The 19,357-nt window shown below is 71.0% G+C and carries 20 protein-coding genes; 12 read left to right on the top strand and 8 right to left on the bottom strand.

What is annotated here, in order from left to right; genetic code table 11:
- Nucleotides 1-864: 864 nt before the first annotated feature.
- Nucleotides 865-1,317 carry a PPC domain-containing DNA-binding protein gene (locus A6A08_RS14350; RefSeq protein WP_073703102.1) on the top strand — a complete coding sequence of 151 codons (453 nt, stop codon included), beginning with the start codon at nt 865-867 and terminating at the stop codon, nt 1,315-1,317.
- Between the two features lie 2 nt (nt 1,318-1,319).
- Here the strand turns inward: A6A08_RS14350 and A6A08_RS14345 are convergent, their stop codons facing one another.
- Nucleotides 1,320-1,679, bottom strand: coding sequence for a hypothetical protein (locus A6A08_RS14345; protein WP_073703101.1), 360 nt, complete (start codon nt 1,677-1,679; stop codon nt 1,320-1,322).
- A 629-nt stretch (nt 1,680-2,308) separates the two neighbouring features.
- On the opposite strand from A6A08_RS14345, the gene A6A08_RS14340 reads away from it, so the two are divergent.
- The 9 genes from A6A08_RS14340 to A6A08_RS14295 all read left to right on the top strand — a co-directional run bounded on the left by A6A08_RS14340 (nt 2,309) and on the right by A6A08_RS14295 (nt 8,988).
- The gene (locus A6A08_RS14340; RefSeq protein WP_073703100.1) at nt 2,309-2,800 is read left to right on the top strand and encodes a hypothetical protein; all 492 of its coding nucleotides are present in this window, start codon (nt 2,309-2,311) and stop codon (nt 2,798-2,800) included.
- Nucleotides 2,801-2,922: 122 nt separating this feature from the next.
- Nucleotides 2,923-3,645: a hypothetical protein gene (locus tag A6A08_RS14335; RefSeq protein WP_073703099.1), complete on the top strand. Its 723-nt coding sequence runs from the start codon at nt 2,923-2,925 to the stop codon at nt 3,643-3,645.
- Nucleotides 3,646-3,852: 207 nt separating this feature from the next.
- Nucleotides 3,853-4,248 carry a DoxX-like family protein gene (locus A6A08_RS14330; protein WP_073703104.1) on the top strand — a complete coding sequence of 132 codons (396 nt, stop codon included), beginning with the start codon at nt 3,853-3,855 and terminating at the stop codon, nt 4,246-4,248.
- Nucleotides 4,245-5,162 (top strand): DUF3419 family protein, encoded by a 918-nt coding sequence (locus tag A6A08_RS14325; protein WP_073703098.1) that lies wholly within the window; start codon nt 4,245-4,247, stop codon nt 5,160-5,162. The genes A6A08_RS14330 and A6A08_RS14325 overlap by 4 nt, the downstream gene beginning before the upstream one ends.
- Nucleotides 5,159-5,950, top strand: coding sequence for a DUF2071 domain-containing protein (locus A6A08_RS14320; RefSeq protein ID WP_242422608.1), 792 nt, complete (start codon nt 5,159-5,161; stop codon nt 5,948-5,950). Before A6A08_RS14325 ends, A6A08_RS14320 begins: the two co-directional genes overlap by 4 nt.
- On the top strand, nt 5,947-6,717 hold the full coding sequence (locus A6A08_RS14315; protein WP_242422601.1) for a class I SAM-dependent methyltransferase: 771 nt from the start codon (nt 5,947-5,949) through the stop codon (nt 6,715-6,717). The genes A6A08_RS14320 and A6A08_RS14315 overlap by 4 nt, the downstream gene beginning before the upstream one ends.
- Nucleotides 6,714-7,139 (top strand): hypothetical protein, encoded by a 426-nt coding sequence (locus tag A6A08_RS14310; RefSeq protein ID WP_073703095.1) that lies wholly within the window; start codon nt 6,714-6,716, stop codon nt 7,137-7,139. Before A6A08_RS14315 ends, A6A08_RS14310 begins: the two co-directional genes overlap by 4 nt.
- Nucleotides 7,140-7,183: 44 nt before the next feature.
- Nucleotides 7,184-8,013 (top strand): IS5 family transposase gene (locus tag A6A08_RS14300; RefSeq protein ID WP_378701283.1). Its coding sequence is split into 2 segments (ribosomal slippage): nt 7,184-7,520 and nt 7,520-8,013, totalling 831 coding nucleotides; the frame shifts between segments, so codons are not numbered across the junction.
- Nucleotides 8,014-8,112: 99 nt separating this feature from the next.
- A complete protein-coding gene (locus A6A08_RS14295; protein ID WP_073703103.1) occupies nt 8,113-8,988 on the top strand; it encodes an alpha/beta fold hydrolase in 876 nt (291 codons plus the stop codon).
- Nucleotides 8,989-9,077: 89 nt separating this feature from the next.
- Here A6A08_RS14295 and A6A08_RS28235 read toward each other — a convergent pair whose 3' ends face one another.
- Entirely contained in the window at nt 9,078-9,386 is a 309-nt protein-coding gene (locus A6A08_RS28235; protein WP_199866936.1) for a hypothetical protein, read from the bottom strand.
- Nucleotides 9,387-9,613: 227 nt separating this feature from the next.
- Between A6A08_RS28235 and A6A08_RS28230 the strand changes: the two genes are divergently transcribed.
- Nucleotides 9,614-9,901 (top strand): hypothetical protein, encoded by a 288-nt coding sequence (locus A6A08_RS28230; protein ID WP_199866935.1) that lies wholly within the window; start codon nt 9,614-9,616, stop codon nt 9,899-9,901.
- A 175-nt stretch (nt 9,902-10,076) separates the two neighbouring features.
- Here the strand turns inward: A6A08_RS28230 and A6A08_RS28225 are convergent, their stop codons facing one another.
- Nucleotides 10,077-10,247 carry a hypothetical protein gene (locus tag A6A08_RS28225; RefSeq protein ID WP_199866934.1) on the bottom strand — a complete coding sequence of 57 codons (171 nt, stop codon included), beginning with the start codon at nt 10,245-10,247 and terminating at the stop codon, nt 10,077-10,079.
- Between the two features lie 261 nt (nt 10,248-10,508).
- On the opposite strand from A6A08_RS28225, the gene A6A08_RS14285 reads away from it, so the two are divergent.
- Nucleotides 10,509-11,102, top strand: coding sequence for a flavin reductase family protein (locus A6A08_RS14285; protein ID WP_073703093.1), 594 nt, complete (start codon nt 10,509-10,511; stop codon nt 11,100-11,102).
- A gap of 31 nt (nt 11,103-11,133) precedes the next feature.
- Here the strand turns inward: A6A08_RS14285 and A6A08_RS14280 are convergent, their stop codons facing one another.
- The 5 genes from A6A08_RS14280 to A6A08_RS14260 all read right to left on the bottom strand — a co-directional run bounded on the left by A6A08_RS14280 (nt 11,134) and on the right by A6A08_RS14260 (nt 18,881).
- On the bottom strand, nt 11,134-11,802 hold the full coding sequence (locus A6A08_RS14280; protein WP_073703092.1) for a maleylpyruvate isomerase family mycothiol-dependent enzyme: 669 nt from the start codon (nt 11,800-11,802) through the stop codon (nt 11,134-11,136).
- Nucleotides 11,803-11,916: 114 nt separating this feature from the next.
- The gene (locus A6A08_RS14275; protein WP_073703091.1) at nt 11,917-12,996 is read right to left on the bottom strand and encodes a lytic polysaccharide monooxygenase; all 1,080 of its coding nucleotides are present in this window, start codon (nt 12,994-12,996) and stop codon (nt 11,917-11,919) included.
- A gap of 117 nt (nt 12,997-13,113) precedes the next feature.
- Entirely contained in the window at nt 13,114-14,475 is a 1,362-nt protein-coding gene (locus A6A08_RS14270) for a cellulase family glycosylhydrolase (protein WP_073703090.1), read from the bottom strand.
- Nucleotides 14,476-14,669: 194 nt separating this feature from the next.
- Complete coding sequence (locus A6A08_RS14265; RefSeq protein WP_073703089.1) at nt 14,670-16,121, bottom strand: endo-1,4-beta-xylanase; 1,452 nt, start codon at nt 16,119-16,121, stop codon at nt 14,670-14,672.
- A gap of 78 nt (nt 16,122-16,199) precedes the next feature.
- Complete coding sequence (locus tag A6A08_RS14260; RefSeq protein WP_073703088.1) at nt 16,200-18,881, bottom strand: glycoside hydrolase family 48 protein; 2,682 nt, start codon at nt 18,879-18,881, stop codon at nt 16,200-16,202.
- Between the last annotated feature and the right edge of the window lie 476 nt (nt 18,882-19,357).

Raw genomic sequence — 19,357 nt, 5'->3', positions numbered from 1 at the left:
GCTCGCCCTTCGCTACGAGGCCACCGTCCAGATCGCTGCCATCAACGAATGGCTCTGACTTCCCAAACAGGCCCTAGGCGCTTCCGCGTCGGAGGGGTGCTCCCCTGCGCAGCGGCCCCGTTCCGCGGTTCGGGACGGGGCCGCTGTGCGCATCGGCGGCGAACTGCCCGGGCATGCCCTTCTCCTCGAATGCATCCCCGCGCTGAGGCTGCGAACGTCCGTTCGGGACGCTCCCCCACCCCGGTCCGGGCCGGACCCGTCGCCCACCCACGACGCGAGAAGGCCCCGGCCTTCGGAGGGATTCGCCGACCAGAGGTGCGTAGCGCCACGAATCTGGGCGTCGCAACCCGCAGCCGCACGCCCCCGCGGTAGCGGCTTGCTCGCGGTCCACAGCAGGGCTACGAGGACGGGAACGACGATGAGGACCGACCGTTGCGGTGGACTCTGACCACCGAGGTACAGGACGAGCAGGGCACCGGCGGTGATGAGCGCGAGGACGCCCTGTCTCCCGAACAGCGCGGGAGAACCCGTGCCCTCCGATGCACGCGACCAAGGAACGTGCCGCTTCCCCTGGCCTCCGGCGCGCCTGCCGCGGAACCGGCGTGAACGCCCAGGCACCTCGAGCCGCCGCCCCTCGGGGAGGAGTGCGCCCCCCACCGGCCTGCGAGGCCGAGGGCGTGGGAGATCGGGAGGGCACCGGTGTTCGCCGGTGGTGTACACCCCCGGCCGATGGGCAGGGGGCCAGGACGGCCGCCGAGGTCCTGGACACGGCACACGTCCTCGAACGCCCCGGAAGGCCTACGACATCGCTCCGTACACGCCGGTCCCCGCGTGACCGGTGTCAGGACAATGGAGGGGGCACCGATGAAGTCCACCCGGTTGCTGGAGGAGAACGGGCTGCGCACGTTCCTGCTCGTCATGGACAAGGGCGACGAGGCTTTCGAGCAGATCACCGGTTTCGCCGAGGCCAACGGCGTCACCGCCGCGAGCCTGACCGCCATCGGCGCCGCCAGCCACGTCACCCTCGGCTACTTCGACCGCGACACCAGCGAGTACCGGTACACCAGTTTCGACGAGCAGCTGGAGATCGCCTCCTGTATCGGTGACATCGCCGACAACCAGGGCGGGGCCGCCCTGCACGCGCACATCGTCCTGGGGCGCGAGGACTCCACCGCCCTGGCCGGGCACCTGAAGGAGCTGCGCGTGTTCCCGACCATGGAGGTCGTCCTCACCGAGACGCCCGCCCACCTGCGCAAGCGGGTGGACCCCCAGACGGGCCTGGCCCTCATCTCCGCGGACGACTCCACCCCGTCCTGAGCTCAGTCCGACGCGCGGGCGAGGACCTCGTTGACGCGCACCACGGCACGGTCGCGGGCAGGGGTGCTGCCCGTGTACCACACCGTGCTCCAGCGTGAGGCGACCACCAGGAGGTCGCGGTGGCCGCCGCTCCCCCCGGCCAGACGCAACCGCAGGGGGCCCACAGCGGTCGCCTGGCGGATCTCGTCGTGTCCGAGCGTGTACCCGGCGAATCCGAAGAGGGCGCTCATGGGCGGGACGAACACCACTCGCCGATTCGTGAGCACGAGGTCCCCGCCCAGCATCGACAGATCCAGAGAACCGGTCGGCCGTGCGGCGATCCAGGAGCCCAGCACGGTCTCCCCTTCCTGGAACACCGTCATGTTCGCCCGCTCTCCCGCTGCTCGGTTCCGTCGAAGGCCCGACTCCCCCGGCACGACGCGGGTTCCCCGACCCTCCGGTTCCTCCGGGCGGGTACCCGTGCCGCGGAACAGCATCACACATCGCCCCTCGAGTCCCCGGGCCCTACGGGCGTCCAGGCCCGTGGGCCGGGCCGCGCACCGGCAAGCCGAGGGGGCGGCCTCGGACCGCACACCGGAGCGCACAACGGTCAAACGTTCAACGAAGAGAAGCGCGGAACGCCCGGCACTTTTGGCAGCAAGCCCCTCGTCAAGGAGACCGCGCACTTTCCGCGCCGAATACGCAGGTCGCAGACGCACCCTCCAGGACAGAGCCACCCCCGTTGAAAAGAGTCCTCTGGTAAACAGTTTTTCGGGCCGGAAAAACCTGGGAGCCAGAGGATTCGACGCGCTGCCGCCAGAGGACGCCCCGCCCGTCGGGCACGGTAAAGTACCCGCTGCGGGACGCCACCACCCCCAGGCCGGTGGCATTTTCCCGAGAGCAGTACCGGCGACCAGCCGCGGCCATGACCGGTTCGGGGAATCCACCACCATGCTCCGACCGGCGCGGCGAGAAATCCGCAATCCCTTCCACCATGAATCGGACACCCCCATTGGCTGCATTCACGCGTACGATCAAGAACGCCGCCGTCGCCATGGCGATCGCGTCGGCCGCCCTCCTCCTCTCCCCCGCCGCCGCCTCGGCGCACACACTCGGCGACGCCGCGCGCTCCTCCGGCGGGTGCGGCTGGGCGAGCGGCTCCTACGCCACCCTGGACAGCCTGCCGGTGCGCCGGTGGAGCGACGGCGGCTGGAACGGGGCGCAGACGGGCACCGTCTACCTGCTGTGGAGCAACACCTACCAGGAGAACTGCGTCGTGACCCTGAAGTCGCACGCACACGGCACGCCCACGCTGACGACGGCGATCCTGTACCTCTACAACCCGCCGGAGGGCGACGCCTACACCGACCGCGGCAACTACGGCCACTACGCTGCCGTGTCCCGGTCGGCCGCCGGCCGGTGCGTCCGGTTCCACGGATCCATCGACACGACCGACGGCAGCACGTCGCAGGGGACCCGCACCACGTGGGGCAACTGCGGCTGACGCGTGAGCGGCGAAGGCCCGGCAGCGGTAGGGAACATCCTCCGCCACCGGGCCGTTCGCGCCCGTTGCCGTGACAGGGGTCGCCACCGCCCGTGTCGCACGCCGCGGATAGCATCCCCCGCATGACAGCACCGTTCGACTTCGCCCCGATCCTCGCCCGAGGGCTCAAGAGCCGCGACGGGGCCTGGGACTTCATCCGCGCCTACGCCACTCACTGGGTGGACGGCCTGGACGGGAGCGACGGGTGGGGGGAGGCCGACCTCGACGCGGCCGAGGACCGACTCGGCCTGCGCCTACCGGCGGCGCTGCGGGAGGCCTACCGGCTCTTCGCCCGCCGGACGGATCTCACCAGTAACCATGACCGGCTCCTCGCTCCGGCCGAGCTGCACGTCGACACCGCCGGGGAGGCCCTGGTCTTCCGGCACGAGAACCAGGGCGCCGCCTCATGGGGGATCCTGCTCAGGACCCTCCAGGAGGAGGACCCGGCGGTTCTCGTCCGGCCGGACCTGGCCGACGAGTCCGTGGAGCGGTGGGAACCGTGGACGGAGCGCTTCTCCGCCTGCTGTATCGAGATCGTGCTGTCGGAGTCCCTGCAGGCCGAGGACGTGGTCTGCGGCTTCCTGTACGAGCCCACCGAAGAGGACCTGCGAATGCTTGAGGAGACGTGTGTCCGCCTCCCCTTTCCCCGATACCCGGAAGGAGGGAACGGACCCGGCGTGCGCTGGTTCCTGGGCCAGGACGTGTTGGTCCGTGACGACGGCGCGGGCCTTCTCGTACGCGGGCTGACGGCCGAGGCACTCGACCGGTTCCACGACCTGACGCGGGGCGAGTGGCTCGGTTCCTGACAGACCGCCGGGACAGTCGGCGCTGTGGAACGTTCCTCGTCGACAGCCTTGCCGCGCTGGTCTGGTCGGCACGGCGTCCCGGGCCCTTCAACGCCGATACAGGCGAAAGCGGGCACTCGCGGCCGTCCGCGCCGCTCAGGATCCGGCTCGGGTCCCATCGCCCACCCCGGACGCGGAGCGCGCGGAACGGGTGGTTGTATGAGCCTCATGTCCCTCCCCCCAAGGACCGCGCGAACACTCGTCCCGGCGGCGGCCGTCTCCCTGGTGTGGTTCTACGAGGGCCTGTGGTGCAAGGTCTGGCCGGGGCGCGCCGACCACAGGGCGATCATCGCGGACCTGCCGCTGCTGCCGGACCTCCTGGTCGTCCCGGCCCTGGTGGGTATCGGTCTCGCGGAGGCCCTGGTCGGCCTGTGGGTGCTGTCCGGACGGTGGCCGTACGCGGCGGCCACCGTCCAGACGGCGCTCATCGGGGTGTTCAACCTCGGCGGGCTGCTGGTCTCCCCCGGCAGTATCGACGAACCCGGGAGGATGCTGACCGCCAACCTGGCGGTCGTCGCGCTGGCCTGGGTCGTCGCCGAACGGCACGCCGGAGCCCGCGGATGAGCCCCGACCCCTGGGCCGCCGGGCGCATCCTGGCCCTGCCGGGACGCGGGCCCCGGCTGCTGTTCGGCCGCATGTACGAGGATCCGCGCGTGGAGGTGCGGGCCTTCCCCGCCGCTCCCGCCCGGGTGCTGTGCATCGCCTCGGCCGGAGACACCGCGGCGGCCCTGGCCCGCGCCGGGCACGACGTGACCGCGATCGACGTCAACCCCGTACAACTCGCCTACGCGCGCGCCCGTGTCGACGACGGCGCGCCCGCCGTCGCGGGGAGCGCCGAACTGGTGCTCACCGCGGCGCGCCGTACCGCCGCCGCCGTCCTTCCCTGGTGGCGTGTCGAAGCCCTGCGCGCGTTCCTCGACCTGGACGATCCGCGCGTCCAGTCCCAGTGGTGGCGCACCCGGCTCGACGGCCCCGGGCTGCGCCTGCTCATGGGGGCGGCCCTCAGGCCGGCCGGGGTGCTCACCGCGGCCCTGGCCCCGGGATTCCGCCACGTCGTTCCGGCCCGCTTCGACACGGAACTGCGCGCACGCGTCGCTCGCGTGCTCGCCCGCCACCCCAACACCGACAACCCCTTACTCGCGGGGCTGCTGGCCGGGCGTGCGCCGCGACCGCGGGTGGGCGTTCCGTGTCCGCCGGGAACGGTGCGGTTCGTGCTCGGTGACGTCGCCGAGCACCTGGAGTCGGTGTCGGCCGGGAGCTACGACGCGGTGACCCTGTCCAACGTCCTGGACGGCCCCGGACCCGCCTACCGGCGGCGGCTGCGCGCCGCGGTCGACCGGGCGGTACGGCCGGGCGGGGCCGCCGTCCTGCGCAGCGTGGGCGGGACGGGCGACACGGCCGCGGCCTTGCGCGCCGCCGAGGAGCGCTGCCCCCTGTGGGGAAGCCTGTACGTCACGACCACCGGAGGCACACGTTGAGGATCCAGGGGCATCCGCTGCCGATGCGCGCGCACTTCACCGACTCGCTGGTGCTCACCTACGCCTTCCCCCCGAATGTCCTGCGGCCCCTGCTCGCCCCGGGGCTGGAACTGGACACCTACCGCGCGCCGGACGGAAGGGAGTACGGTTTCGCCGCGGTCGCCGCGGTGGCGCTGCGGAACCTGCGTCCGGCGTTCCTCCCCTCCCGGCTGGGGTGGGAACAGGTGATGACCGGCTACCGTGTCTTCGCCCGGTTGTCGGTGGACCGCTCACGGGCCGGAACCGGTGTGCGCACCCTGAGGGGGCTGCGTATCCTGCGGAGCCAGACGTCGAGTCCGGTGCTGGCCGCCGCGGGCGCGGTGCTCTCGCGCTACCGGTACGAACACGCCGTGCTCGGGACGCGCCGGGTCGGTGACCGCCTGGACTTCGCGGTGCGCTCCCGGGGAGGCCGGGCCGACCTGAGGGTCGGTGCGGACCTGGGCGGGCCCGCCGCGCCCCTGCCCGAGCACTCCCCGTTCGCCACCAAGCGGGACGCGCGGCGCTTCGCCGGCCCGCTGCCCTACACCTTCGAACACGACGGGCGCAGCGGCGACGTGCTGGTGGTCAAGGCGCTGCGGACGAGTTGGCGACCGCGTCCGGTGAGGGTGGAAGTGCAGCGGCTGACCTTCTTCCGCCACGGCCCCTTCCGGGGGACCCGTCCCGTCCTCGCCAACGCCTTCCACGTGGCGGACCTGGACTACGGGTGGCACCGCGGTGTGCTGATGACACCGGCGGGGAGGCGGGGATGAGCCGTCGTCGGCACCCCTCCGGATCGCGGCACGTGGTCGCCTACAACTGGCCTGTGTACGTGGTGGGCACCGCCGTGGCCGTCGGCGGGGCGCTGGCGGGGCGGCGGCTGCGCGGGATCGCCCGTACGGCCGCGTGGACGGCCGGGGCCGCCGGGGCGTGGTGGACGGCGGCCTCCCTGGCGGCCTCCCACGCCGTCTACGACCGCTCACCGCTGCACACCTGGGTCTGGCTGGCGCCGGCTCTGGCCCGTGCGGGCAGGCCCGCCCACCCGGGCCGGCACCTGGTGGTCTCCTCCGGACTGGACGAGGCCAGCGCCGTGATCGGCTCCCTGCACCCCGGGGGCGAGCAGACCGTCGCCGACCTGTACGACGCGCTGCCGGTGGTGGCGCCGTCGTTGCGGCGGGCACGCCGCAGGGTCGTCCCCCGCCCCGGGTCGGTGGCGTGCACGGCGGACGCGCTGCCCTCTCCGGACGCCTCGATGGACACCGTCGTCGCCGCCTTCGCCCTGCACGAGCTGCGCGCCGCGGCCGACCGGGACGCGGCGTTCGGCGAAGTGGCGCGGGTGCTGCGCCCCGGTGGCGCGCTGGTCCTGGTCGAGCACTGCCGCGACGCCGCCAACATCGCGGTCTTCGGACCCGGGGCCCACCACTTCATGCCGCGTTCGCGGTGGCTGGGTGCCGCGCGCCGGGCCGGTCTGCGCCTGGCGTACGAGCAGCGCATGGGCGGGTTCGTCACGGTGTTCGTCCTGGTGAGGCCGGATCGGTGACCGCATGGTTGTTCTCGGTCCAGGGGCAGCTGCAGGCGGTGGGGGCGGTGCTGGTGGCCCTCGGTGTGTTCCACCTCGTGCTGCCCCGGCTGATCGGCTGGCCGGACCAGGTCCGCCGGATGGCGCCGCTGCCCCGGCAGGTCGCGGGGGCGCACTTCTTCTTCATCGGCGCGGCCTGTGTGCTGCTGGGGGCCCTGCCGCTGCTTCTGGCACCGGACCTGCTGGCGGGCGGACGTGTGGCCCGCGCCCTGCTGGCCGCCGAGACGCTGTTCTGGTCCCTGCGCTGGCTGTTCCAGTTCGCGTACTTCTCCCCCGCCCTGTGGCGGGGGGACCGGCTGCGCACCCTCGCCCACGCGGGGTTCTGCCTCCTGTGGACCTGGGTGGCCGGGGTCTTCGGCCTCGCGTGGTACACGGCCTCCTAGGCGGTGTCTTCAAACGATCTTGCCTGGGGGATTACGGTGCCGTGATACGTCGCCATGAACTGTCTGATGCCGAGTGGGAGTTCGTCCGACCGTTGCTGCCCGAGTTGTTGCGAGGGCGGAAGCGGCTGGACGACCGCAGGGTCCTGAACGGGATCGTGTGGAAGTTCCAGACCGGGACGGCCTGGCGGGACGTGCCCGAGCGTTACGGGCCGTGGGCCACGCTTCATACCCGTTTCCACGGATGGGCGGCGGACGGTACGTTCGACGGGATGCTCCGGGTCGCCCAGGCGAAGGCAGGCGCGGCAGGCAGCATCGACTGGCTGGTATCTGTCAACCCCACGGTCGTCCGCGCCCATCAGCATGCGGCTGGGGCCCGAAAAGGGGGCTTTGTGAACCGGCCCTCGGCCGTTCCAGAGGCGGCCTGGCCAGCAAGGTCCACTTGGCCTGCGACGGATCGGGGCGCCCGCTCGGCTTCGTCGTCACGGGCGGGAACACCAATGACTGCACCCGGCCCATCACGGTGGTGGAAACGATCCGGGTACCCCGCCTCGGACCGGGACGACCCCGCACCCGGCCCGATCGCGTCCTGGGCGACAAGGGCTATAGCTCGAAGGCGATCCGCACCTGGCTCCGCCGCCGCGGCATACCGCACACGATCCCCGAGCGGGCCGACCAGGTCCGCAACCGGTCCCGGCGCGGCAGCCGGGGCGGCCGACCACCGGCCTTCGACCGCGAGGCCTACACGCATCGCAACGTCGTGGAACGGTGCTTCCATCGCTTGAAACAGTGGCGTGGCATCGCCACCCGATACGACAAGACCGCCGAGTCCTACAAGGCGGCCGTCACTCTCGCATCACTCCTGACATGGGCGTGACAGCGCCACGCTAGTGCCGCATCAGCCAACGTTCGCCTTGTTCAGGGGCAGGGCGAAAGTCCGATGCGGGGCACCCTGTCCGTGGCCATGATGTTGACCATGACTAGATACGTTGACGCTCCTGCTCTCCTGGGAGAGAGCGCTCTGCCTGATGGGCGGCTGCTCGGCTGGGCCGAGTGGGGGCCGTTGGACGGAGTGCCCGTGCTGTTGTGTCCGGGTGCGGCCACGAGTAGGTGGCTCGGCTTCGGCGCAGGCACGGTCGAGATGCTCGGAGTACGCCTCATCTCCGTGGATCGCCCGGGGCTCGGACTCTCGACGCCCGCCCCCGGGCGGACCTTCTCCGACTTCGCCGAAGACATGCGTCAACTCTGTGCACTGCGCGGGCTGGGGCGACCGGCGGTGGTCGGGAACTCGCAAGGTGCCCCCTTCGCTCTCGCCTGCGCTGCGGAGGGGATCGCCTCGGCGCTGGCCGTGGTCTCTGGCGCGGACGAAGTCGCCGCACCGGAGTTCGCTTCAGTTCTCAGTGCGGACCTGCGTGGTCTCGTCGAGCGGACTACGTCCGCTCCGGCCGACGCCGAGAAGTTCTTCGCGGGCTTCACTGCGGATGCGATGTGGGACATGGTCACCGCCCAGAGTCCGGAGTGCGACCTTGCCGTGTATCAGGACCCTGACTTCGCATCTGGGTACCGCAGGGCCTTGAACGAGGCATTTGCTCAAGGTGCTGCTGGTTACGCCCGCGACACGGTTCTGGCTATGGGGCGCTGGCCGTTCGTCCTGGACACGATCACGGTCCCGGTCGATATCTGGTACGGCGAGCAGGACACCAGCCACTCGCCCGATAACGGAGCACTGCTCGCCACCCGTATGCCCGGCGCCAATCACCATGTCGTGCCGGAAATCGGCGGTGCCCTGCTGTGGACCCATGCCGAGCCGATCCTCACCTCGCTCCTTGAGAAGGCCATCACCCACAGGTAGGCGATCGGTTCGTGGCCGAAGCTGAAGGCGTGCGCGTGCCAGCCGCCTGCACGAGGTGATCGGCAGGGCAAACGTCGCCTGATGTGGCACTAGAAAGGGGGCTCCGCGGAGTACCCGTCCTCCCTGAGAGGGACGGATTCGGTCTTTGCCTTGACGGCGCGCTGTTCGGCGACTGTGGGGTGGGTGGTGATCGCCCCGGCCGCCCGTCCTTGCTGGACCAGGGCCTCGAACAGTTCCCCACGTGCCTTGATCGTGCCGGGGTCCCGCAGTTCAGCGGCAGCGCCAGCGAGGCGGCCGACGGCGCTGGGGAGACGTGCTCTGACGATACGCGGGCCGGTCCACGGATCGGGGCGGGTCTCGACCACGGCGATCGCGTCGTCCAGCCGGCTATCGCGCAACAAGACCGAGGAGAGCCAGGACCGGTAGCCGACCCAGTCGTCAGGATGGCCTCACGCATCACCGCCTCGGCCTCCCCGGCCTGGCCGTGGTCTCGCAGGGCGCCGGCGTAGACGGGCAGGATGCTGTGTGCGTCCTGCCCAGTCGCCAGCTCGCGCAGCTCGTCGAGCCGGCCGTGGCATACCAGCAGTTCGGCGTAGGCGGTAAGGGTCTTCTCGGAGAGGAAACGGTGCCTGGCTATGTCCTCGCCGAGGAACCGGATCGCCTCGTCGACGCGGCCCGCGTGCTCCAGCACCTGAGCCTGGAGCTCCTGCGCGTCCCAGCGGGAGTAGTCCCACCGGCCCTCGTCGCGGGATCGCCGCGCAGCTTCGGCGTGCGGGGCGATCAGCTCCAGCACCCGCTCGCCACGATCATGACCTTCGGTGACCTCCACCGGGACCGTCCGGATCCACGACTCACCGATGTTCGGCACGAGCAGGCCGACAGCCTCATCCACGCATCCTGCCTTGGCGAGTAGCTCGGCGACGTTACGGCACACGACCTGTGAAGCGCGGCCCTCCTCGTTCGGGCGAGCCAGATCCAGAGCCTCACCTACCCGGTCCGCCCGCAACAGGATCTCCGCCTTCACCCACAGGGCTGTCCGCCGCCCGGTCTCGACGAAGGGCTCCATCACCTCCAGTGCCCGCCCGAACTCACCCGACCGACAGCTCCTGCGCCGCACGCTCCGCGCACAACCGCTCGATGCGCTCCTCTGCCGCCCGGATCACCAAGTTCAGATGGCCGTACCCCGGCAGGAGAGTCACTTTCCGGGGAGAAAGCCCACCGCAGTTGCTGGCCTGCCATGAAAGATCATCCATGTTCACGGCTGGAAGCGTAGAAGTAGCCACTGACATCACCGCCGAGAGGCAGCCGATCACTCGGCCCGGCTGACGGCGATGCAGAGGTCTCCATCCCCCGGGATCGGGCTGACGGATGATATTCAACGACAACTCCCAGGGCGTGTTCGGTGGACGCTGCTCGTCGCGCGGCAGAGTACGTGTGCGCGGGCCCCGGCGCCGCTCCCCGTACGAGGCCCCGCGCGGCCCGTGCGGCCCGTGCGGCGAGAGGCGGCATAATCGGTGCCGATGCGTACCGAATGGACCCCAGACGACCTGCCCGGACGGGCTTTCTACCAGCTGATGACGGCCGTGGTGGTGCCGCGCCCGATCGCGTGGGTCTCCACCACCTCCGAGGACGGCGTGGACAACCTGGCCCCGCACTCCTTCTTCACGGTCTCCTGCGTCGAACCGCCGATCGTGCAGTTCACGTCGGTGCGGCGCAAGGACTCGCTGCGCAACGCGGAACGGACCGGCGAGTTCGTCGTGAACCTGGCCCCGGAGCCGATGCAGGAGCAGGTGAACGCCAGCGGCACCGCCTACCCGCCGGAGGTGAGCGAGTTCGACGCGCTGGGGATCGGGCGCGAGGCCAGTACGGACGTGCGCCCGCCCCGGGTCGCGGGTTCCCCGGCGGCGCTGGAGTGCGTGCTGCACTCGACGCTGGGACTGGGCGACTCCACCGTGGTACTCGGCCGGGTGGTGCGCGCGGCCGTGGACGAGGCGGTGCTGGTGGACGGGCACCCCGAGGTGTCCCTGCTGCGCCCGCTGGCGCGCCTGGGACGCAACGAGTGGTCCACACTGGGCGAGGTGCGGCCCCTGGACCGCATCCCCTACCGGCCCTGACCCCGGGCGGCGCACGGCCGCCCGGAACCGGTCAGACCCGCAGGTCGGTCTCCGGGAACGGGAACGCCGACACGCGGTCGAGCACGGCCGAGGGGTCGCCGCTCCAGTCCATGGCGCGCACCTGGGCGGCGCTGCGGCGGCCGGTGGTCGCCCGGGCCAGCTCGAAGGCCGTGGCGGACCACTCCAGGTCGGCCCCCTCGCCAAAGGCCCACTCCTGGCCGGTGTCGGTCGCCAGCACCCGCACCCCGGGCAGTTCCGGGGACCACGCGCGGCTCATCGCGCCGAGGTTGAAGGCCGCCAGCTCGTCGGCGGCCTCGGGCTGGGCCTCCATTCCCAGGGCGCCCCGTACGTCGTTCTCGTGGTGCCACACGTCCACGGCGGGCAGGGAGTAGCGGGCCCGCTTCTGGGTGGCGAAGACCCGCAGCAGCGCCGGGGTCTCCTCCCGCCAGGCCGCGCAGAGGCCGGCGATGTCGAGGTGGGCGCGCTCGGCCACCTGGCGGGCGGTCACGGTGTCGTCGGCCGGGGGAACGACCCGCTCCGCGACCACGTCCGAGCAGAGTCCGACCAGGTGGGCGTAGGTCTGCTGGACGTTCCAGGCGGGCAGGGCGGGGACGGGGGTGGAGAGCTGCTCCGCGCTCAGGCCGTCCGCGAGGCCGAGCATGCGTTCCTGGCAGCGGGTGTAGACCCTCTCGGTGTTCATGGCGCCACGGTACCGAACGCTGTTCGGTACCGTGGCGCCGGGACCGCGCGGGCCGCCGGTGCGGCCCCGCATGGGGGGTACGGTCCCCGGGAGGAGGTCAGGGAGCCGCGCCGCCTACGACTCCTGGCAGTCCACCGCGGGTGCGGTGTTCACACCCCCGTGGGTGGCGGTGAACCCGAAGCTGGTGCTCTCCCCGGGTGCGAGCGTGCCGTTGTGGGCGCTGTTGGTGGCCTCGATGTGGGCGTCGTGGTTGACGAGTGAGGCGTTCCAGGAGTTGTTGACCTCCTGGCCGTTGGCGAACACCCAGTCCACCATCCAGCCGTCGACCCCGCTCTCACCCGCGGTGACCTCGACCTCCGCCTGGAAGCCGGTCGACCACTCGTTGACGACGCTGTACTCGGCCCTGCAGTACTCGCCCTGCGGCGGGTCCGTGGGCTCCTCGGTCGGCGGGTCCGTGGGCTCGGGGTCCGGGTCCGTGGGCTCCTCGGTCGGCGGGTCGGTCGGCTCGGGACCGGGGTCCGTGCCGTCGCCGAAGACCACGTCCGAGCAGTTGTAGAACGCCTCGGGGCTGTCGGAGCGCTCCCACACCACGTAGATGATGTGCTGGCCCTGCTTGTCGGGCAGGTCCACGTCCCAGTAGTACTCGGCGCCCTCGACACCGCCGCTGCGCAGCGGCGGGTCGGTCACCTCGTCGATGAGCTCCAGGGAGTCCCAGGTCAGGGCGTCCGTGGCGGGGTCGAACCCGTCCTCGGTGACGTAGGTGTAGAAGGTGCCCGGGTGCGCCGCCCAGGCGTTGTGGTGGAACTCCACCGTGGTGCCCGGCTCCAGCCGGGTGGTCGGCCAGTCGGCGCGGACCGCGTTGAACGACGAGAAGCTGTCCGTGGGCCCGCACAGCTCGCCGTCGGCCACGAACTCCTGGTGGCGGCCGTCGGAGTTGCTGATGAGGTTGCCGAACCAGTTCCAGAACGGGTAGTTCCCGCCCTCGGCCAGGGCGTCGGCGCAGGCGTCGTTGGTGGGCGCGAGCGCACCGCCGGAGCTTCCGTTGGTGGCGTCCTGGAAACAGGCGTAGGTACGGCTGGCCGGGTAGGTGAACGCGCCGTGGGCCTCGGCCGTGTCGGGCAGTGCGACGACGGCGGTGCCGACGGCGAGTCCGCCGAGCGCCACGGTCAGGGCGATGGCGTTGCGTGACCTCATGGACCACTCCAATCTGTGTGGGGGAGGCCCGGCCGCACCGGTCGGTGCGGCCGGGGTAGGGATCCGCTCCCCGGGTGGGGGGCAGGCCGTGCGATGCGGTTCGGGGTACGGGCCGGGTCAGGCCGTGCAGGAGAGCGCGGGCGTGGAGACGCTTCCGCCGTGGGTGCCGACGAAGCCGAACGAGGTCGACTGCCCGGCGGAGAGGGCACCGTTGTAGCCCACGTCGGTCGCGGTGACACTCGAACCATTGCTGCTCACCGAGGCGTTCCAGGCGTGCGAGACGCTCTCACCACCGCCGAAGCTCCACGCCACCGTCCAACCGGTGAGGTCGGACCCGGCGGTGACGGTCACCTCGGCCTGGAAGCCGCCGCTCCACTCGTTGGTGACCCTGTAGTCGGCCTCGCAGTCACCACCCGGCGGATCGGTCGGCTCCTCCGTCGGCGGGTCCGTGGGCTCCTCGGTCGGCGGGTCGGTCGGGTCGCCACCGCCTCCGTAGATCGGCGCCTCGACCGCGGTCGAGGCGATCCCGTCGGGGCCGTTGAAGATGCGCTCGCCCCACGGGGTCAGTCGGTCGGCGTCGAAGTCCTCGACCATGTCCAGGTACTCCACGGGACTGCCGTTGCCGCTCCAGGACCAGCCGACGTAGCCCAGCCCGAGGCGCTCGGCGTGGGACATGATGGCGTTCTCGTCGGGGTCGCCGTCGGAGTGGTCGTGGCCGAACTCGCCGATGATCAGGGGCAGGCCCGCGTCCACGAAGTGCTCCAGATAGGAGACGATGGTCGACTCCTGCTCGTAGACGCCGTACATGTGGATGGAGAAGACCGTGTTGGCGTGCGGGTCGGAGTCGAAGACCGACCGGGCGTTGTCGCGCATCGTGCCCTGCCAGTCCTGGCCCCAGTTGGGCGCGTCCACGACCAGGGTGTGGTCGAATCCGGCGTCGCGCAGGCGGTTGATCGCGGCGCTGGTGTCACCGGCCCAGCCCTGGTTGGTCGCGGCGTCGTTGCCGTAGGGCTCGTTGCCGATATTGACGAGGATGTGGTCCTCCTCGCCCTCGACCGCGTCCTGGACGCGCAGCCAGTAGTCCACGGCCTGGTCGAGCGTGGCGGCGCCGGCCTGCTCGCCGTAACCGGTGGTGTCGTGCACCTCCAGGAGGCAGATCAGCTCGTTGGCCTTGCACTCGGCGACGATGTTCGCCACGTCGTCGACGCCGTTCTCCGTCCAGCGGTCACCGCTGCTGAGGACGACGCGGACGGCGTTGGCGCCCAGTGACTTGATGTCGGCGAACGACTGGGTCTCCTGTGTGTACCAGGTGTGGGCATGGCTGACGCCGCGGATGACGAAGTCGTTTCCGGCGGCGTCGACCAGGCGGCCGTCGCTGACCTGGAAGCCGGTGTCGGCGTGGGCGGGCAGCATGTACGCGAACAGCGCCGCCACCAGGGTCAGGACCGACCCCAGGGCGATCAGTAGGCGTTTGACCATCGCGATCTCCAGACGAGAGTGATGACAACGTTGTCGGCTTACGGAGGGACCGCTGTCCTGCGACAGCGGGTGTGGTGGGCGCCGGGGGAGGCGGCTACGGTCCCCCGGCGCCCGGTCATGATGCAGGCGTGGCCTGTTCCGGGGCGGTCACGTCCGCATGCTGGGCGTCGCTCTCTCCTCTGTCGGGGTCGCGGTCAGGAACCGCTGGTGCAGGACGGCTGCGGTGTCGAGACGCTTCCGCCGTGGGTGCCGACGAAGCCGAACGAGGTCGACTGCCCGGCGGAGAGGGCACCGTTGTAGCCGACGTCGGTCGCGGTGACACTCGAACCATTGCTGCTCACCGAGGCGTTCCAGGCGTGCGAGACGCTCTCACCACCGCCGAAGCTCCACGCCACCGTCCAACCGGTGAGGTCGGACCCGGCGGTGACGGTCACCTCGGCCTGGAAGCCGCCGCTCCACTCGTTGGTGACCCTGTAGTCGGCCTCGCAGTCACCACCCGGCGGGTCGGTCGGCTCCTCCGTCGGCGGGTCGGTCGGGTCCGGGTCGGGTTCGCCCCCGAGCGCCTCGTGGATCGCCCAGTAGGCGGGCTTCTTCTGGTAGCTGTCGTCGATGGGCAGCGCCGCGCCCTGGCCCTCGAAGGTGTCGGGGACCCAGGAGTAGGCGTCGGTGACGCCCCACACGATCACGCCCGAGCAACCGCTGACCGCGTAGCAGGCGTTGACCACCTGCTCGTAGTCCCTGGCCTGCTGCTCCAGCTTCTGCTGGGTGGCGGGCATCTGGATGCGGATGTCGAGTTCGGTGATCATCACCTCCAGACCCAGGTCGACGAAGCGCTGGATGTTCTGCTGGATGCTGGAGGGGACCTGTCCCGAGATGAGGTGGCCCTGGAAGCCGATGCCGTCGATCGGCACGCCCTGCGCCAGCAGGTCCCTGACCAGGTCGTAGTAGGCGTCGCTCTTGGCGTTGATCCCGTCGATGTTGTAGTCGTTGATGAACAGGCGGGCGTCGGGGTCGGCCCGGTCGGCCATGCGGAAGGCCTCGGCGATGAAGTCCTCCCCCAGCGTCCGGTAGAAGACCGAGTCGCGGAACTGGGCGTTGTCCCCGATGGGCTCGTTGACCACGTCCCAGGTGTCGATGTCGTCGCGGTAGCGCCCCACCGTGGTGCTGATGTGGGTGTCCATGACGTCCAGCAGTTCGCCTTCGCTGAAGTTGCCGTTGGCCACCCAGGAGGGCAGCTGGCTGTGCCACACCAGCGTGTGACCGTGGACCATCTGGCCGTTCTGCTGGGCGAAGTCCACGATGCGGTCGGCGTTGGTCCAGTTGAACTGTCCGCGCTGGGGCTCGACCGTCTCCCACTTGAGGTCGTTCTCGTGGGTGACGGAGTTGAACTCGGCCGCGGCGGTCCGCGCGTACTCCGACTGGTTCAGGTGCTGCGATCCGACCGCGGTGCCCATGCGCAGGCCCCGCTGGTCGGCCAGGTCCCGCAGGGTGGCCGCCTGGGCCCGGACGGCGTCCTCGGCCGACAGCGGGGCACTCTCCTGGCCGTGCGCGGCGGCGGCGAAGCCGCCCGTGACGAGGGCGAGTGCGAGGGCGACCGCGCCGGCGGCCCTGCCCCGGAGCCGTCTTCGCCCCTTGGTGAACGCCATGCTCTTCCTTCCGTTCGGTGGAGGGGGTGGGGTGGGGGCGGGCACCCGGGGCGCCCGCCCCCTCACGGCCACGGCCCGCTAGGAGCCGTCGCCGAACAACTCGCCGTGGGTGGCGAGAGCTGTGGCCACGTCGACCTGCGCCCAGAACCTGTGGTAGGTGAACTCGGGCACCGGGCCGCCGTTGAGGTAGGACTCGACCTGGGGCCAGTTCGGGTCGTCCTCGTAGAAGGACCGGATGGACAGGAACGTGGAGTCGGAGTCGATCGGGTCGCCGTTGGGCATCTGGCCGGTCCATCCCTCGGGGATGTAGAGCCCGCCGTCCGGGGAGTCGAACTGGTCGTCGAAGCGCTCGTAGTCGGCGCGCTCCTCGGGAACGGCCACGCCCAGCGCGTCCTGGTGCGCCATCAGGGCGTCCAGCAGGCCCTCGGCGGTCTCGCGGGACTCGGCGTCGCCGGTGGCCGCGGAGTAGTGCATGAGGGTCTTGGCCAGGCCCGCGGCGATGCCGACGTCCTGGCCGTGCGAGACGACCTCGACGCTCAGGCCGGGGTTGCCCGTGGACTGGCCCGTCCAGGTGTCGGGCTGGCCGGTCCACTCCATGTCGGCGGGGATGGCGAACTCGCCGTTCTCGCCGACGGTGGTGTTCTCGATGGCCCAGGGCACCCAGTCGTCGAGGATGCCCTTGGCACGCTCGTCACCGGTGACGCGGTAGTACTCGGCCACGCGCTCCATGTCCCAGACCTGGAACCCGAACCAGCGGTTCGAGGGCGGGTCGTGCCAGACGGGCTTCTCGTCGTAGAACATGCCGTAGAAGGTCGACGTGCCCGAGGGCGGCTGGGCGTAGGTGCCCTCCCAGCTGTTGGTCGCGCCGCCGGCGATACCGCCGTCGGAGGACTGCAGCCATTCGAGGAACTCCAGCTGCCGGTCGAGGCTGTTGCCCCAGTCCTCGGTGCCGGTGGCCGACTCCGGCCGGAGCGCGTCCACCTCCGAGAGCGCGTAGGCCGCCATCACGTTCTGGTAGCCCTGGTGGGCGGAGGATCCGCCGATCCGCCAGGCCCAGGGGTACTCGGCGCTCTCCAGCGCACCGCCCCAGGAGTAGTACCAGGCCATGAGGTAGTGCGCGGAGTCCTTGCCCGATCCGGGCGGGCAGGACTGGGCGCCGACGCAGTCGCCGACCTCCTTGAAGTACTTGTCGAACATGGCGTAGCGCAGGTAGTCGCCCATCTTCGCCGCGTTGGAGACGTTCGCGGCGATGGCGTCCGCGTTGCCCTGATCCGAGGCCCACTCGTGCGCCAGGTAGGCCACCTGGACGGCGCGCGCGTCGGCGTCGGGCGCGTTGGTGTAGCGCCACTGCTGGGAGTAGTTGTCGTCGTCGGTGAACAGGTCGAGGAACCCGTTCTCACCGCCGTGCGCGAAGGTCTCGCAGGACGGGTGGGGGACGGTCTCCCAGACCGACTCGTTGGAACCGCGCTGGAAGGTGTTGATGTAGGCGGGGACGTCGTCGCTGCCGTCGCCGCAGAAGCCGTAGCCGTACTTGTTGTCCACGTCCAGCAGCCAGTGCATGCCGTAGACCTCGTCGGTGCCGTAGGCGCTGCTCAGCTCCTGGGCGAGCGGGTCCTGGCCCGACTGGACGTCGGGGTTCAACGGCATCGGGTAGTCGCTCGGGTCGATCGACTCGGGGATGTAGGTCGCCGGCGAGGACGGGTCGTAGGAGCCGTTCGTGGGCTGGTCGGCGGTGCCCGGGATGATGAAGGCCTCCATGGACGCCCAGGCGTCGTTGAAGGGTCCCCAGTCGCCGGTGATCCTGCCGTAGGTCGCCTCCAGCCACAGGTAGTAGCTGTAGGCCTCGGAGGTGGTGGCGTGGCCGTAGTCGGGCGCCTCCACGATCAGGGTCTCCACCGAGTGGTACGGCACGAGGAGTCCGTCGACCTCGCGGAAGTAGCCGCTCTCGGGGTCCTTGATCTTCTCGTACTGGGTGAGGAACTCCTCCTCGTACTCGTTGGCCGCGCCCGTCAGCTCGCGCGCGGTGACGACCACGGGGTCGTAGCCCTCGGCGGAGACGGTGAACTCGGCCTGGGCCGGCTCGCCCGAGCCGTCGCTGGAGGAGGCGACGGTCACCTCCTGGGGGGTGTCCCAGTCATCGTCGCCGAAGGTCAGGGAGGCACCCGAGGCCACCGACAGGGCCTCGCTGCCAAAGGTGCGCTCCACGCTGACGGAGACGTCCTCGCCGGGGGCCTCGGACAGCGCGACGTCGAAGGCGGTCTCGCCGCCGGGCTCCAGGCTGACCGAGGCGGGGTCCACGACCAGGGTCGGGTCCTCGGGATCGGGCTCCTCGTCCCCGCCCGCGCAGTCGCGGCCGTTGAGGGTGAACGCGGCGGGCGCCTCGTTGCTGCCGGAGTAGCTGGCCTGGAAGCCGAACGTCACGGTCTGCCCGTTGGCGAGGCTCTGCGCCCAGGACGGGCCGCTGGCGGTCACGGAACTGCCGCTCTGGGAGACCTGCGCGCTCCAGCTGTTGGTGATCTGCTGGTCGCCGGAGAACTCCCAGCCCAGCTCCCAGGCGGAGAGGGACTCGGCTTCGTTCGTGAGGGAGACCGACGCGGTGAAGCCCGACCCCCAGTCGTTGAGTTCGTAGTCGACCGTGCAAATCGGTGCCGCCTGCGCGGATGTCGCTGGGAGAAGGGCGGCCAGGAGTGTGGCGCCGAAGAGCGCGGAGGCGGATCTGCGCCAGCGTGGGCGACGCGGATCGGGGCGGGGGGTGATCACGTGTCCTCCTTGGACGGGTTCTCCTTCCCGTGCCGCACCTTTCGCGTGGACGCCGGAGGGCGTCGCCGGGGGCGGGGCCTCCGGGGAACGGCCGGGTCGGAGTGCGGGTGTTGCGGAGGGAGCCGGTGGCGGCGCTGCCACTCGGGGGCTCGGGGCTCGGGGGCGGGCCTTACGTGTGGACTCTCAAGTGGGGCCCGAAAGAGCGTGTGCCTGGCTTCGCACACACCTTCCGGGAGCGCTCCCATTGCGCGTGGGCCGAAATTAACACCGACGTCACGCGCAGACAATGGGTGTGCGGCAGGTTACTTCTCGTTAAGTTTCCGGAAATTTCCGGGGCGGCCGGGGCGGGCCGGACCGCCCCGGAGGAGGTCCGGGGGCAGCACGGGACGGAGGTGCCCGCCCGCCGTGGGGCGGGCACCTCTTCTACGCGGTCCCCGGGCGGACCTTCGGTCGCCTACTGGACGGGCGGGTGGGCG

Origin of the sequence: Nocardiopsis sp. TSRI0078, from assembly GCF_001905145.1 — a bacterium.
Lineage (GTDB): Bacteria > Actinomycetota > Actinomycetes > Streptosporangiales > Streptosporangiaceae > Nocardiopsis.
This window is presented reverse-complemented; position numbering and strand designations above follow the sequence as displayed.